Genomic DNA, 13,577 nt, shown 5'->3' with positions numbered 1-13,577 from the left:
TTACCGCCGCGCCAGCCGCGCCCCGTACTGCCGCTCGAAGTACCGCGCAAAGTCGCCGTTCGCCGTCTGGGCCCACGCCTCGCCGTGCTCCCGGTACCAGGCCACCGTCTCCGCCAGCCCCTCCGCGAACCGCCGCCGCGGCGCCCACCCCCGCGCCCGCAGCCGCGAACTGTCGAGCGCGTACCGCCGGTCGTGCCCCGGGCGGTCCGCCACCGGCGTAATGAGCTCCGCCGGCCGCTCGAGCAGCTCGCAGATCAGCTCCGCCACCCGCCGGTTCGCCACCCGCTCGCCGCTCCCGATGTGCACCGCATGCACCCCTGGCGCCGCCGGGAGCTCCCGCAGCACCAGCCGCAGCGCATCCACAAAATCCTCGACAAACAGCCACTCCCGCTCCTGCAGCCCGTCCCCGTACAGGGGCATCGGCTCACCGGCCAGCGCCCGCATCGTGAACAGCGGGATGAACTTCTCCAGGTGCTGGTTCGGCCCGTAGACGTTGCAGCACCGCAGCACCGTCACCGCCATCCCGTACGTCTCCGCGTACGCCCGCACCATCAGCTCCGCCGCAGCCTTGCTCGCCGCGTACGGCGAACTCGGCGCGAAGGGAGCATCCTCCGCGGCCTCCCCCGGCGCCGGGATGCTGCCGAACACCTCGTCTGTCGACATATGCACGAGCGCCGTCCCCGGCTGCTCCCGGACCGCCTCCAGCAGCGTCACCACCCCCTCGACGTCCGTCCGAACGAACACGCCCGGCTCCAGCAGCGACCGGTCGACGTGCGTCTCGGCGGCGAAGTTCAGCACGAGGTCGGCCCCGGCCGCCAGCTCGCGCACCAGCTGCCCGTCGCAGATATCCCCCTCCACAAACCGGTAGCGCGGGTGGTCCGCCACCTCCGCCACGTTCGCCGGGTTCGCCGCATACGTCATCCGGTCGAGGTTCGTCACCTCCCACCCGTCCGCAATCAGCCCCCGCACCACGTGGCTGCCGATGAACCCGCAGCCCCCGGTGACCAGCGCCCTCACCCGGCCGCCTCCACACGCGAATGGTCGCCCAGCGTCAGCCGTGCTCCGGCCGGCGCCCCGACCACCCGCGTGAACCGCCCCAGCATCGATTGCGCCACCCCCGGGCAGTCCACCACCTCGCTGTGGTTCATCACAATCGCGTCCTCCACCCGGCTCCGCACCACCCGGCACCCCTCCCCAATCGCCGCGTTCGGCCCGATGACGCTCCCCGCGATGTGCGCCCCCGCCCCGATCGCCGCCGGGCCGATCACCTCGCTCTCCTCCACCCGCGCGCCCTCGTCAATCACCACCGCACCCTCCACCCGGCTCCCCCGCACCAGCGCGCCCGGCGCAATCCGCCGCTCCACCGTTCCCAGCAGCAGCCGGTTCGCCGCAAGGATATCCTCCATCTTGCCCGTATCGATCCACTCCCGCGGCGTCACCTCCACCTCCACGCGGCAGCCCCGCGCCAGCAGCCCATTGATTGCGTCGGCAATCTCCAGCTCCCCCCGCGCGCTCGGCTGCTGCGCCGCGATCACGTCGAACACCACCGGCCGAAAGGCGTATACCCCGATTACCGCGAGGTTCGAAGGCGGCCGCTGCGGCTTCTCGACCACCTCGACCAGCCGCTCCCCGTCCATCCGCGCCACGCCGAACGCCCGCGGGTCCTCTACCTCCCGCAGAATCAGCGCCCCGTCCGCCCCCGACCGCGCGAACCGTTCCACGAACCCCGCGATCCCGCCCATCAGCACGTTGTCGCCGAGGTACAGCACGAACGCCTCATCCCCGGCGAACTCCCGGCACACCAGCGCCCCGTGCGCGATCCCCAGCGGCGCCTCCTGCCGCACATAGGTGAACCGCGCCCCGAACGCCGAACCGTCGCCCATCGCCTCCCGCACCTGCCCCTCCGTCTCCCCCACGACGAGCGCAATCTCCCGGATGCCCGCCTCCACCAGCTGCCGCACCGGGAAGTGGAGCACCGGCGTGTTCGCAATCGGCACCAGCTGCTTCGCGCCCGAGTAGGTGAACGGCCGCAGCCGGCTCCCTTTCCCGCCCGCCAGCACGATTCCCTTCATCCCCGGGGATTATAGGCACCGCCCACCCTACAATCGCCCGGTGCCGAGCGTGATTCGCGTGGCCCTCGATGCCTCCGCCCTCCCGCCCCGCCCCGCGGGCGCGGGCGTCTACATGAAGGAGCTGGCCGGCGCCCTCGCGGCCCGGCCCGGCCTCGAGCTGGTCGCCTTCGCGCCCCGCCCGCTGCCCGGTTGCCGCCACCTCGCCGTTCCCGGCGGCTCCCCCGCCCGCCGCTTCGCGTGGCAGCTCCGTTCCCTCGGCCCGGCGGCCATCGCGGCCCGCGCCGACCTCCTCCACGGCCTCCACTTCTACACCCCCCGCCGCCTCCCCATCCCCCGGGTCGCCACCATCCACGACCTGACCTTCTTCCGCATCCCCCGCCGCTACAGCACTGCCCGCCGCTGGTACTACCGGGCCATCGCCTTTACCGCCCGTTTCGCCGACCGCGTCATCGTCCCCTCGTCGGCGGTCGCCGCCGATGCCGTCCGCTACCTCGGCCTCCCCGCCGAGCGGATCCGCGTCATCCCCGAGGCCCCGCGCGCCGGCCTCCGCGCCGCCGAACCCGCGCGCGTCGCCGCCTTCCGCGCCTCCCGCGGCATCGAAGCCCCCTACCTCCTCTGCCTCGGCACCGCCGAGCCCGGCAAGCGCGCCGTCGATGCCGTCCGCGCCCTCCCCATCATCCGCGAGCGCCGCCCGGATGTCCTCCTCGCGCTCGCCGGCAACCCCGGCCCCCTCCTCGGCCCGCTCCGCCGCGAAGCCGCCCGCCTCGGCGTCGCCGATGCCGTCCGCTTCCTCGGCTACGTTCCCGATGGGGACCTCCCCGCCCTGCTCACCGCCGCCGAGGCGCTCATCTTTCCGTCCCTCTTCGAGGGGTTCGGCCTGCCGCCGCTCGAAGCGATGGCCTGCGGCACGCCCGTCATCGCCGCGAACGCCCCCGCGATGTCCGAAGTGCTCGATGGCGCCGCCCGCCTCGTGCCGCTCCGCTCGCCCGAAGCGATCGCCGCTGAAGCCCTCCGCCTCCTCGAAGACCCCGCCTGGCGCGCCGAGCTCGCCCACCGCAGCCTCCAGCACGCGGCCCGCTTCTCCTGGGCCCGCACCGCCGAACTCACCGAAGCCGTCTACCGGGAGCTCGTCCCGTGACCATCGGCATCGTCATCGTCACCTTTCGCTGCTGCGACCTCGCCCTCGCTGCCCTCCGCTCCATCGAGGCCCATGTCCCCGGTCTCCTCGCAACCACCGTCGTCGTCGACAACGCCTCCTTCGACGGCACCGTCGAGGCGATTCGCGCCGCCTTTCCTGCCGTCACCGTCATCGAACACCGCCGCAACCTCGGCTTCGCCGCTGCCGTCAACCGCGGCCTCGAGGCCCTCCCTGCCGCCGAGGTCTTCTGTCTCCTCAACCCCGACGCCGAGCTCCTCGACGACGGCATCCTCGCCGCTGCCGCGTATCTCGAAGCCCACCCCGGGGTCGGCGTCCTCGGCGGCCGCATCCTCAACCCCGACGGCTCCATCCAGCCCAGCGCCCGCAGCTTCCCCTCCCACCGGAACGCCCTCTTCAACCGACACTCGCTCCTCACCAAACTCTTTCCCCGCAACCCCTGGTCCCGCCAGTACCTGCTCTCGGACTGGGGCCACGACGACATCCGCTCCGTCGACTGGGTCTCCGGCGCCTTCATGCTCATCCACCGCCGGGCCCTCGATGCCGTCGGCCCTTTCGACCCCGCCTACTTCTTCAGCATCGAAGATGTCGACTTCTGCCGCCGCGTCCACGACGCCGGCCTCGATGTCCGCTACTTCCCCGGCGCCTCCGTCCGCCACCGGGTCGGCGGCAGCTCCCGGCGGGCCGTCTACCGGGCCATGGCCGGCCACCACCGCGGCATGTGGCGCTACTACCGGAAGCACTTCCGCGGCAACCCGCTCCTCCATGCCCTCACCGCCGCCGGCATCGCCGCACGCTTCGGCCTCCACGCGGTCTCCTACGCCCTGCGCGCCGGCCGCGCCCGCCTCACCGGCCGCGAACCCTCCTGAGGCCGGCCTAGATCGGCTTGCCGCTCCGGGTCGTCGCCGCCGAGAGCCGCCCCAGCTCCGTGCTCGGCGGCGCATCGTCCACGTACTCCCGCACAATCGCGCGCCACGGCCCGCGCGCCCGCAGGCTCGCGAACAGCCCCGCCAGCCCGAAGTTGATCCGTGTCAGAAACACCATCCCCTCCGGCACGTTGCAGTACCGGTTGATCTGCCCGCCCAGCCCCGTGGTCATCGTGTTCCGGCGCACCATCTCCGCCGCCAGCTCCGGTGTGTACTCCACCTCGTCCTCCAGGATCGGCGCCAAGTACCAGTGCATGTGCTCGTACAGCTCGTCGGTCGTGAACGGCGCATTCGGCAGGAGGATGCCGACCTCTTCGGTCGCCGCCCGCCACGCCTCCCGGTCGCCACGGTCCAGCGCCCGGATCAGCCGCTTGAACCCCTCCACGACGGCGTTGTCGAACTCGGCCACGCACCCGTAATCCACGAAGCCCACCCGCCCGTCCTCCAGCAGCAGGTAGTTCCCCGGGTGCGGGTCCCCGTTGAACAGCCGCAGCCGGTACAGGCTGCCGAAACAGAACCGGTACAGCATCTCCCCCAGCCGGTTCCGCTCCCCCTGCGGCAGCCCCAGCGCCTCCCGGAACGGCCGCCCCGGCAGCCACTCCTGCACCAGCACGGTGTCGGTCGTCAGCTCGTGGTACACCCGTGGCACCCGCACGAATCCGTGCCCTTCGAACGCATCGAAGAATCGCCGCTGCCAGGCCGCCTCCCGCCGGTAATCCAGCTCGCCCCGGATGCCCTCGCCCAGGTCCCGCACAAGCGTCTCCACATCGAGCCCCTTCGCCACCAGCCCGCCGAAACCAAGCAGCACGGCCACGTTCGCCAGGTCCCGCTCGATCGCCTCCCGCACGCCCGGGTACTGGACCTTCACCGCCACCCGCGTCCCGTCCCGCAGCTCTGCCCGGTGCACCTGCCCGATCGACGCCGCCGCAAACGGCTCGCGCTCGAACCGCCGGAACACGCTCCCCGGCGACCGCCCGTAGGCCGCCTCCAGCACCTCCTGCACCAGCCCGTACGCCATTGGCGGCGCATTCGACTGGAGTGTCGCCAGCCCCTCGGCCATCTCCGGGGGCACCACCCCGCTCATCATCGAGAGTACCTGTCCCACCTTCATGGCCGCGCCCTTCATCTCCCCCATCGCCCGCGTCACATCCTCCGCCGTCCGCAGCACCGCCTCCTTCCGCTTCTCGCGCCGCCGTTCGCCCCGGTACCGGAACGTGCCGAGCCACCGCAGCGCGGCTGCCGCCGCCAGCCGCGCCGGCACCGCTGTCCGGGCCAGCCGGCCCGTCCGCATCGCTGAACCCGTTCGCCCTGTCGCCATGCCTCGTGCCTGCACCGGACGCCGCTCCCGCCCGGGCGCTCCGCCCCGCGGGTGGCCGCTTCCAGCTTCGCCGGTTCGCCCCGCCCCGGCAATCGTCCCGCTCGCCCCGGCAAGCCCCGGGAAAAATTTTCCCGGAATGTGGGGTGTCCATCTATTCAGACTATCGATCCATAGCCGATACTGTTGGTACGAGGGATACGACCATGGCAGGCATCTTCTACGACCCACGCACCCGCCGCCTCCATGCCGTCACCGGCCACCCCGAACCGGGCTGGACGCTCGTCACCCACAACCTCCACGCCGGCGTCCACCACTGCCGCCGCATCATGAGCGAATGGATGAGCCCGGACGAGCTCTGGAAGGTCGACTGGCGCATCGAGCGGCACACGTTCTCGGCCTGACCGCCCTACCATAGGCGCATGGACCACGGCCGGCTCGCCGACGCCATCGCGCGCCTCGACCGCGCTGCCGCGCCCGCCGCCGAACGGTTCGATGCCCGCGAGCCGCTCGCCGGCCCCATCGCCTTCCTCCCTGCCGCCTTCAATCCCCCCACAGTCGCCCATCTCCGCCTCCTCGAACGCGCCGCCGAAGCCGTTTCCGCCGCTCCCGCCGCGCTCCTCACCACCCGCAACGTCGACAAGGGCGTGACCGGCGCGCCGCTCCATGCCCGCATCGAAATGCTCCTCGCTGCCCGGCGCGACGGCTACCGCCACGCCGTCCTCGCCGCCAATACCGCCCGCATCATCGACCAGGTCGCCGCCCTCGAAGCCGCATTCCCCGCCGCCGACCCGACCCCCGTCGTCGGCTTCGATACCCTCGTCCGCCTCTTCGACCCCCGCTACTACACCAGCATGACCTCCGAGCTCGACCGCTTTTTCGAGCGCCGTCGCGTCATCGCCGCCAACCGCGGCCCGCACGCCCTCGAGGCCGTCGCCGAGTGGCTCCGCACCAACGCCCGCGAGTACGAGCACCGTGTCATCCTCGTCGAACTCGACCCCGAGGCTGCCGCCATCTCCTCGACCCGCGCCCGTGAACTCGCCGCAGCCGGCATCCTGCCCGACCTCGTCCCGCCCGCCGTCCGCGCCATCCTCGCCGAGCGCCCTTACTACCGCGCGCCGGCCGGCCCTACGTAATCTCCGAGATATCCAGCCTGCTCTCGAGCGCGAGCACACCCCGCTCGGCCAGCCCCCGGATCTCCTCCTCCGAAAGCCCCAGCAGCTCCCCGAGCACGTCGGACGTATCGCCCCCGAGGTCCGGCGGCGGCCCCTTAATGCCCGTTTCGCTGCGCGACATCCGCACCGGCGTGTTCGCAATCGGAATCGTCCCCGCCGCCGGGTGGGTCACCTCACGGATCATCTCCCGCGCCCGCACCTGCGGGTCGGCCACCACCTCGCGCACCGTGTTCACCGGCCCCGCCGGGATGCCCGCGGCCAGCAGCTCCTCCAGCCATTCCGCCGTCGTCCGCTGCCGGAAGGCCGCCGCCAGCAGCGGCTCCAGCTCCGCGTGGTGCTGCGTCCGGCGCGGCCCCGTCAGGAACCGCTCGTCATCGATCAGCTCCGGCACCCCCAGGATCGCGCAGAGCAGGTTCCACTGGTTCTCCTCGCCGAACCCCAGCGCGATCACAATCCACCCGTCCGCCGTCGGGAACGCTTGGAACGGCGTCGCGCTCGGGTGGCGCGTGCCCAGCGGCCCCGGCACCTCGCCCGTCACGAAGTACCGCATGATCGCGTTCTCCATCACCGTCACTTGGCAATCGAGCATGCTGATGTCGATCGCCTGCCCGAGCCCGCTCCGGTCACGCTCCCGCAGCGCCGCCAGGATGCCGATAACAGCGAACATCCCCGCCACCACGTCGCCGTACGACACGCCCGGCCGGATCGGCGGCCCGCCCGGCTCCCCCGTGATCGACAGCACCCCGCCCATTGCCTGCACCACGATGTCGAGCGCAGGCCGGTCCCGGTACGGCCCCGTCTGCCCGAACCCGCTGATGCTCGCCAGGATCACCCGCGGGTTCCGCGCCGAAAGCACCTCGTACCCCAGCCCCAGCTTCTCCAGTGTCCCCGGCGTGAAGTTCTCGATCACCACGTCGGCATGCTCAACCAGCTGCAGGAACAGCTCGCGCCCCTCGGGGTGCTTCAGGTCGATCGCCAGGCTCCGCTTCCCCCGGTTCACCGAAAAGAAGTACCCGCTCCACCCGTTCTGGTATGGCCCCGTCGTCCGCGAAATATCCCCGTAGGGCGGCCGCTCCACCTTGATAACGTCCGCCCCAAGGTCGGCCAGGATCATCGACCCGAACGGCCCGGCCAGCACCCAGGTCAGGTCCAGCACCCGGACCCCTTCCAGCGGTCGCGCCATGCCCCCGGTACCCTCCCTCCGCGGCTGCATCGTCCCCCGATTCTCCCCGCGGAGGGGCTCCCCGTCGAATGCCCGCCACCGGCTCAGGCCGCCTTATTCGCTTCCCCGGGCTTCGGCACCGCCTTCACCAGCGTCAGCGCGTACTCCCGCGTTGCCGTCACAGGGTCTTTCGTCCGCCACTGGTGCGCCTCGGTGATCACCGTCAGTGTCCCCGCGAACCGCATCCAGAACACCAGGTACCGGTACGCCGGCATGAACGGCACCACCCACCAGCCCCGCCAAAGCCGCCGCGCGCTCGGGTACACCACCAGCAGCGCGCTCGTCGTCCACGTCGCCGCTTCAATCACAAAGTACGCCCCGTAGAGCGCCACCCCGGCCAGCAGCACCGTGCTCCACGAGTAGCCGAAGAACACCAGCCCCGGCATCAGGAATGTCCAGGCCACCCGCGGGAAGGCCAGCGTGTGGTCCACCACGAGCGTCCGCACCGGCGCAAACCCACGGTAGAACAGGCCCCGCTTCGCAAGCTTCGGATGCGCCGCAATCACCTCGATCTCCCCCCGCTGCCACCGCACCCGCTGCGCATACAGCGCCCGCAGCGAAGGGATCGGGTCCGTGTAGCATACCGCGCTCGTCACCACCCCGACCCGCTTCCCCGGGAACCGCTCCTGCATCTCGAACGTCATGAACGTGTCTTCGCCCACGGTGCTCGTGTCGTACAGGTGCGACGCCAGCAGTGCCTCCCGCCGGAACGCGCTGAAGGCACCCGCCAGCGTGAACAGCCGGTTCGCCATCGTCTCGAACCGCCGCCCAACATTGAACGCGAAGTAGTACTCCTGGAATTCACACTCGTGCACCAGCCGCAGCCAGCCCTTGCTCCCGGATTCCGGCCGGATCTCCACCGCCCCCGTCGCCGCAATCAGGTCCGGGTCGTGCTCGAACGCCGCCACCATGTTCGCAATCGCGTCCTCGTGCAGCGTCACATCCGAATCGAGGTTGATGATGTACTGCCCCCGCGCGTGGTGAATGCCAACGTTCAGCGCCCACGGCTTCCCCTGGTGGAACGTCGAAAGCCAGTGCAGCGCCCCCTCCCACGGCTCCTTTTGCAGCTCCGCGAACACCTCGAACGAGTTGTCTTTGCTCCCGTTATCGATCGCCAGCACCTCCAGGAGCTCCGCCGGGTAGCTCTGCCGCCGGATCGAATCGATGCACGCCCGGAGGCTCCCCGCGCTGTTGTACACCGGCACAATCACCGTCACGAACGGCCACTTCCCCTGCGGCGCCTCCGTCACCGGCCGGATCGGGAGCCGCTTCGCCCGCCCCACGAGCGTCGCCAGCAGGTACCGGAACGCCTGGTACCCGTCGATGACAATCGGGACGAACAGCCACACCCCCCAGAACGCCATCGCCGCCAGCCACCAGTCGGTCACCATCGCTCAGCCCCCTAGCCTTCCCGCAGCCGCGCGTAGACCACCCGCAGCGTCGGGCGCGTAATTGCAAACCAGTAGATGCCGATCGCCAGGAAGAAGAAGACCGCCCGCCCGAACACCACGTGCGCGATGTCCAGTGCATCCTGGCCGCCGTAGGCAACCGCCCCGACGATGACCAGCATCCGCACCACATTCGCTGCGAACGTCAGAGCGAGCGCGACCCCCAGGACTCCAAGCCGCTTCGCCAGCGGCAGCGCCGGGTAGAACAGCCCCAGGCCCATCAGCGCCGCCGTCTCCAGCACCCCCGAGCACTCGATCCCGATCGTCAGCTTCGTCCACTCCTGGTGGTGCGGGACACCGATGACCAGCAGCTCCCCGGCCCGGTCGTCGAACAGCGCCGTCCGCACCCCGAGCAGCCACGCAACCCAGTGCACCGCGTGTGCCGTCGCCACCCGAACCGCCAGCTCGCCCGGCACCAGCTCCCGCATCGCCGTCACCGCCAGCACCGCGAATCCCGCCGCGCCCAGGACGAAGTACAGGATCCACGCCCTGGCCTTCCAGAAGAACGTGACCGCCGCAGCCCAGGCGACGCACGCAGGCACGAACCACGTCAGCGTGTCCATTCGGCCTTCCGGTTCACGTACCACGCGACCCCGACCGCGAAGGTCCCGAACAGCCCGACCAGCAGCCATCCCATCGTCGGCGCTCCCGAGCACGTGTAGGTCACCGTCAGCGACTCTCGCGGACCCGCCGGGTCGGTGCTCCACTCGACCGTATTCTTCACGTCGCACTTGTCGGACGTGCCGTCGAACTTCTGGTAAATCAGGAAATACTGCCCCGGCGCCGTCGCGTAGAACTTGCCGTAGCTCCCGCTGCCGATCCCGCCGCAGGCTGCCCCGTTGTACTCCTCGCACCAGGAGGCCGCCGCGTCCCACACCAGCAGGTCGGCCGCTGCGCTCGGCTCCACCCGCCACACCACGCCGCCGTCCTCCTTCACGAAGCTCTTTTTCACCGTCACCTTCGGCCCAACCGCCGGCTTCTTGTTGTAGGCGCACAGGTGGAACGTCTTCCCGTTCTGCTTCTCGTCCTCCGGGAGCGAAATCTTCGCCGCGAGGTTGCCGCCCTTCGGCTCCTTCGGGCAGGCCGACGCCCCCTTCGGCGATTCCACCAGGTCGAACAGCAGCGGGTTCGGCAGCCCCGTATCCGGGTCCAGCTCCGTCACGAGGTAGTCCCCCGGCGCAATCTCCACCAGTTCGCCGTCCACGAACTTCCGGATCGCCGTGTTGTTCGCATCAGCCAGCAGGAACACCCACTCCCCGGGCGGCGCCGCCGGCTGCCACTTCCCCTTCTCATCCAGCACGAACTTCTTCACCTGGATGAACCCCTTCGCCTTCCCGCCGCCACCGCTGCCCCCGGGAGCGGTCGGCTTCGGCTCAAGCGTTTCGATGGGAAGGGGTGTACCGGGCTTCGCAGGTCCGGTCGTCGCCGACGGCGTCCCCGGCGTCTTCACAGGCGCGACGTCCGTTGTCGTCGCGCTCGGCGCCGGCTTCGTTGCCGCTGCGGTCGGCGTGGCCGTCGGGCTCGGCGCCGGCTTCGTTGCCGCTGCGGTCGGCGTGGCCGTCGGGCTCGGCGCCGGCTTCGGCGATGGCTTCGTCCCGTCCCACACGTAGAGAATGCAGTACGCCTGCGTACCGGCCGGGACCGCCAGCGCCCCCCAGCCCACGCCGTCGCTGTTGTCGTTGTTGACGCCGTCCGCGTAGCACTGCAGGTCGATGAACGGCAGCGGCGCCGCCGTCACAATCGTCGTCGGGAAATCGACCACCGAGAACCGCCGCGTCTGCGCCTTGCCGGCCGGCAGGTACACCGTCTGCCCCGCCGCAATCACCGTCGCGGTCCCGTCGTACCCCGTCCCCGATGTCGACATCGTGACTGGCGTCGTCAGCGCCTGGTCCAGGAACACCGAGTTCGCCGTCGAGCCGCCCAGCAGGAACAGCCCCTTTGCCGTGCCTGGCACACAGCCGTATGCCGCAATATCCGCCGGTACCGCCTGCGCCGTCCCGTTGTCGCTCGCTTTTGGGTCCAGCCCGTTCGCCTTCGCCTGGTAGATCGCGCTGTCGCCCGGGCAGCTCGCCGCCAGGAACGTCAGCGATGCCGTCGCCGGAGCCTGCGCCCGGCCAGTGAACATCCCCAGGCCGCCCGAAACACTGGCAAGAACAACCAGCAGCAGCATGGCCCGCTTCATGCCGCATCACCTCCTGCCTCGACGGTCACCGAAATCGTCGGGTTCTCCCAGAGCGTCACACTCACCAATCGCGGCCCGCCCGGCATCTCCTCCAGCAGCCGCGCCTCCAGGTTGCGGAAGATCACGGCAGCGACGTTCTCCCCGGTCGGCTGCACCACCGTAAATGGGTGGATCTCGTTAAGGAACCGGTTCGCGTACCGCTTCGCCTCCGCCTCCAGCAGGTTTTTTACCTCCCGGAAGCCGGCCACCATCCCCTCGTCATCGACGTTCTCCGTGACGAACACCGCCTGCACGCGGTACGAGTGCGTGTGCTTCTCGCCGTTCGGCCGGATCGCGTGCGATGCCCCGAAAAACGAATCGATCGCCAGCCGATACCGGAGGCCCGCAGCGATGCCTCGCTGCACGAGCCCGGGGTCCGGGGCCGCGCCCCGGTCAATGACGGAAACCTTCGCCGGCGGGTCTCCCGGCCTGTCACCCGTTCCGCGCATGGCTGCAACCTCGGTGGTCTTCACCCATGAGCTTCGGCGGACCCTGCGCGACGATTGAGTGAATGTTCGGGAACCGGCCCCGCAGACCTGCAGGGCTCGTCGCCCTCGCCGATGATCGCGGTATGAATCCCGAGGAGCCGACCATGACCACCCATGACTGGTCCGCCTGGCAGGCCGGCTACGAAGCCGGCATCGATGACGCAATCCGGCTGATCGATGCCCTTCGCGGGCCCGGGGCCGGCAGCCTGAGCACGCCTATCCTCCTCCGCATCCGCGCCGAACTGCTCGCCCTCCGCGAACGGGCACCGCAGCAGCGCGCCGCCTGACGATTCGCACCTTCCCTGCCCGTCCGCTAGCCTTCCCCCATCCGCGCCGGGGAAGCCGCATGCCGTCCTGGTCCAACTGGTCCGGCTCCGTCATCGCCGAAACCGCCCGCCTCGCCGCCCCGGCCGATGAGGAGGAGGTCGCCGCCCTCGTCCGCGAAGCAGCGGCCGCCGGCGCAACGGTCCGTGTGGCCGGCTCGGGTCACTCCTTCGTCCCCGTCGTCCCCGCCGAAGGTGCCATCCTCACTCTCGACCGGCTCGCCGGCCTCCTCCATGCCGACCCGGCGTCCGGCCGCGCAACCCTGCTCGCCGGCACGAAGCTGCACGAGGCCACCCACTTCCTCTGGGAGCAGGGCCTCGCCCTTCCCAACCAGGGCGATGTCGATACCCAGTCCCTCGCCGGCGCTATCGCCACCGGTACCCACGGCACCGGCCCTGGCTACGGCTCCATCTCCACCCGGCTCGTCGGCGCCCGCCTCGTTACCGCCTCCGGCGACCTCCTCGACGTCGATTCCCCCGACCTCCTCCCCGCACTCCGCGTCTCGCTCGGCCTCCTCGGCATCATGACCCGTGTCACCCTCGCCTGCGTGCCCCGCTACGCGCTCCGCGAACGCGTCTGGCAGCACCCCATCGACGAGTGCCTCGAGCAGCTCGAGCACAACATCGCATCCCACGACCACTACGAGTTCTTTTGGTTCCCCCGCTCCGACATCGCTGAGTCGAAGTCCCTCGACCCGGTCGACGCCGAGCCCGATACCGAAGACCCTCCGCCCCTCGAAGGCCCCGGCGAGCGGGTCGGCTGGGCTCACCGCATCTACCCTTCCGTCCGCGAACTCCGCTTCAACGAAATGGAGTACGCCGTTCCCGCCGAGGTCGGTCCCGCCTGCTTCCGCGCCGTGCGCCAGCGGATGAAGGAGCGTCACCCGAAGGTCGGCTGGCCCGTCGAGTACCGCACGCTCGCCGCCGACGACGCCTGGCTCAGCCCCGCCTTCGGCCGCGCGACCGTCACCATCTCCGTCCACCAGGACGCCGCCCGCCCCTACCGCGAATTCTTCACCGACCTCGAGCCCATCTTCCGCAGCTACGGCGGCCGCCCCCACTGGGGCAAATTCCACACCTGCACCCGCGCCGACCTCGCTGCCGCGTACCCCCGCTTCGAAGAGCTCTGCGCCCTCCGCCGCGAGTTCGACCCCGCCGGCCGCTTCCTCTCCCCCTACCTCGCCGCCCTCTTCGCCTGAGTTTCGCCCCGGCGCATTGTCATTTTGCCGCC

At 70.6% G+C, this 13,577-nt stretch carries 14 protein-coding genes; 6 read left to right on the top strand and 8 right to left on the bottom strand.

The window, feature by feature from the left end:
- Positions 1–1,017, bottom strand: a complete 1,017-nt coding sequence (rfbB, locus tag Tbon_RS03625) for a dTDP-glucose 4,6-dehydratase (RefSeq protein WP_158066348.1) — start codon at positions 1,015–1,017, stop codon at positions 1–3.
- On the bottom strand, positions 1,014–2,072 hold the full coding sequence (locus tag Tbon_RS03620) for a glucose-1-phosphate thymidylyltransferase (protein WP_158066347.1): 1,059 nt from the start codon (positions 2,070–2,072) through the stop codon (positions 1,014–1,016). Before Tbon_RS03620 ends, rfbB begins: the two co-directional genes overlap by 4 nt.
- Positions 2,073–2,112: 40 nt before the next feature.
- On the opposite strand from Tbon_RS03620, the gene Tbon_RS03615 reads away from it, so the two are divergent.
- Together Tbon_RS03615 and Tbon_RS03610 are read left to right on the top strand one after the other, a co-directional pair.
- On the top strand, positions 2,113–3,210 hold the full coding sequence (locus tag Tbon_RS03615; protein WP_158066346.1) for a glycosyltransferase family 4 protein: 1,098 nt from the start codon (positions 2,113–2,115) through the stop codon (positions 3,208–3,210).
- Positions 3,207–4,097: a glycosyltransferase family 2 protein gene (locus Tbon_RS03610; RefSeq protein WP_192498117.1), complete on the top strand. Its 891-nt coding sequence runs from the start codon at positions 3,207–3,209 to the stop codon at positions 4,095–4,097. The genes Tbon_RS03615 and Tbon_RS03610 overlap by 4 nt, the downstream gene beginning before the upstream one ends.
- A 7-nt stretch (positions 4,098–4,104) precedes the next feature.
- Here Tbon_RS03610 and Tbon_RS03605 read toward each other — a convergent pair whose 3' ends face one another.
- Complete coding sequence (locus Tbon_RS03605; RefSeq protein WP_158066344.1) at positions 4,105–5,472, bottom strand: ABC1 kinase family protein; 1,368 nt, start codon at positions 5,470–5,472, stop codon at positions 4,105–4,107.
- A gap of 203 nt (positions 5,473–5,675) precedes the next feature.
- Here Tbon_RS03605 and Tbon_RS03600 point away from each other — a divergent pair, with 203 nt between their 5' ends.
- Positions 5,676–5,873, top strand: a complete 198-nt coding sequence (locus tag Tbon_RS03600) for a hypothetical protein (protein ID WP_098503352.1) — start codon at positions 5,676–5,678, stop codon at positions 5,871–5,873.
- Positions 5,874–5,891: 18 nt separating this feature from the next.
- Positions 5,892–6,605: a nucleotidyl transferase family protein gene (locus Tbon_RS03595; RefSeq protein WP_158066343.1), complete on the top strand. Its 714-nt coding sequence runs from the start codon at positions 5,892–5,894 to the stop codon at positions 6,603–6,605.
- Here Tbon_RS03595 and Tbon_RS03590 read toward each other — a convergent pair.
- The 5 genes from Tbon_RS03590 to Tbon_RS03570 form a co-directional block, all read right to left on the bottom strand.
- On the bottom strand, positions 6,598–7,827 hold the full coding sequence (locus tag Tbon_RS03590) for a CaiB/BaiF CoA transferase family protein (RefSeq protein ID WP_158066342.1): 1,230 nt from the start codon (positions 7,825–7,827) through the stop codon (positions 6,598–6,600). The genes Tbon_RS03595 and Tbon_RS03590 overlap by 8 nt on opposite strands.
- Before the next feature lie 83 nt (positions 7,828–7,910).
- The gene (locus Tbon_RS03585; RefSeq protein ID WP_158066341.1) at positions 7,911–9,257 is read right to left on the bottom strand and encodes a TIGR03111 family XrtG-associated glycosyltransferase; all 1,347 of its coding nucleotides are present in this window, start codon (positions 9,255–9,257) and stop codon (positions 7,911–7,913) included.
- 11 nt (positions 9,258–9,268) lie between these two features.
- Entirely contained in the window at positions 9,269–9,877 is a 609-nt protein-coding gene (locus Tbon_RS03580; protein WP_192498116.1) for an archaeosortase/exosortase family protein, read from the bottom strand.
- The gene (locus Tbon_RS03575) at positions 9,865–11,496 is read right to left on the bottom strand and encodes a hypothetical protein (protein WP_158066339.1); all 1,632 of its coding nucleotides are present in this window, start codon (positions 11,494–11,496) and stop codon (positions 9,865–9,867) included. Before Tbon_RS03575 ends, Tbon_RS03580 begins: the two co-directional genes overlap by 13 nt.
- Positions 11,493–12,008 (bottom strand): 6-pyruvoyl trahydropterin synthase family protein, encoded by a 516-nt coding sequence (locus Tbon_RS03570; RefSeq protein WP_158066338.1) that lies wholly within the window; start codon positions 12,006–12,008, stop codon positions 11,493–11,495. The genes Tbon_RS03575 and Tbon_RS03570 overlap by 4 nt, the downstream gene beginning before the upstream one ends.
- Positions 12,009–12,127: 119 nt before the next feature.
- On the opposite strand from Tbon_RS03570, the gene Tbon_RS03565 reads away from it, so the two are divergent.
- Positions 12,128–12,310, top strand: coding sequence for a hypothetical protein (locus Tbon_RS03565; RefSeq protein WP_158066337.1), 183 nt, complete (start codon positions 12,128–12,130; stop codon positions 12,308–12,310).
- Positions 12,311–12,369: 59 nt separating this feature from the next.
- Positions 12,370–13,545, top strand: a complete 1,176-nt coding sequence (locus Tbon_RS03560) for a D-arabinono-1,4-lactone oxidase (RefSeq protein WP_158066336.1) — start codon at positions 12,370–12,372, stop codon at positions 13,543–13,545.
- Positions 13,546–13,577: the final 32 nt, after the last annotated feature.

The organism is Tepidiforma bonchosmolovskayae (genome assembly GCF_008838325.1).
GTDB lineage: Bacteria > Chloroflexota > Dehalococcoidia > Tepidiformales > Tepidiformaceae > Tepidiforma > Tepidiforma bonchosmolovskayae.
The sequence above is the reverse complement of the archived record's forward strand: the minus strand, read 5'-3'. Positions and strand labels throughout refer to the sequence as shown.

Coding starts and splice junctions, on each gene's coding strand:
- Tbon_RS03620 (WP_158066347.1), bottom strand. CDS start 2,072: ATGAAGGGAATCGTGCTGGCGGGCGGGAAAGGGAGCCGGCTGCGGCCG.
- Tbon_RS03605 (WP_158066344.1), bottom strand. CDS start 5,472: ATGGCGACAGGGCGAACGGGTTCAGCGATGCGGACGGGCCGGCTGGCC.
- Tbon_RS03600 (WP_098503352.1), top strand. CDS start 5,676: ATGGCAGGCATCTTCTACGACCCACGCACCCGCCGCCTCCATGCCGTC.
- Tbon_RS03595 (WP_158066343.1), top strand. CDS start 5,892: ATGGACCACGGCCGGCTCGCCGACGCCATCGCGCGCCTCGACCGCGCT.
- Tbon_RS03590 (WP_158066342.1), bottom strand. CDS start 7,827: ATGGCGCGACCGCTGGAAGGGGTCCGGGTGCTGGACCTGACCTGGGTG.
- Tbon_RS03585 (WP_158066341.1), bottom strand. CDS start 9,257: ATGGTGACCGACTGGTGGCTGGCGGCGATGGCGTTCTGGGGGGTGTGG.
- Tbon_RS03580 (WP_192498116.1), bottom strand. CDS start 9,877: ATGGACACGCTGACGTGGTTCGTGCCTGCGTGCGTCGCCTGGGCTGCG.
- Tbon_RS03575 (WP_158066339.1), bottom strand. CDS start 11,496: ATGAAGCGGGCCATGCTGCTGCTGGTTGTTCTTGCCAGTGTTTCGGGC.
- Tbon_RS03565 (WP_158066337.1), top strand. CDS start 12,128: ATGACCACCCATGACTGGTCCGCCTGGCAGGCCGGCTACGAAGCCGGC.
- Tbon_RS03560 (WP_158066336.1), top strand. CDS start 12,370: ATGCCGTCCTGGTCCAACTGGTCCGGCTCCGTCATCGCCGAAACCGCC.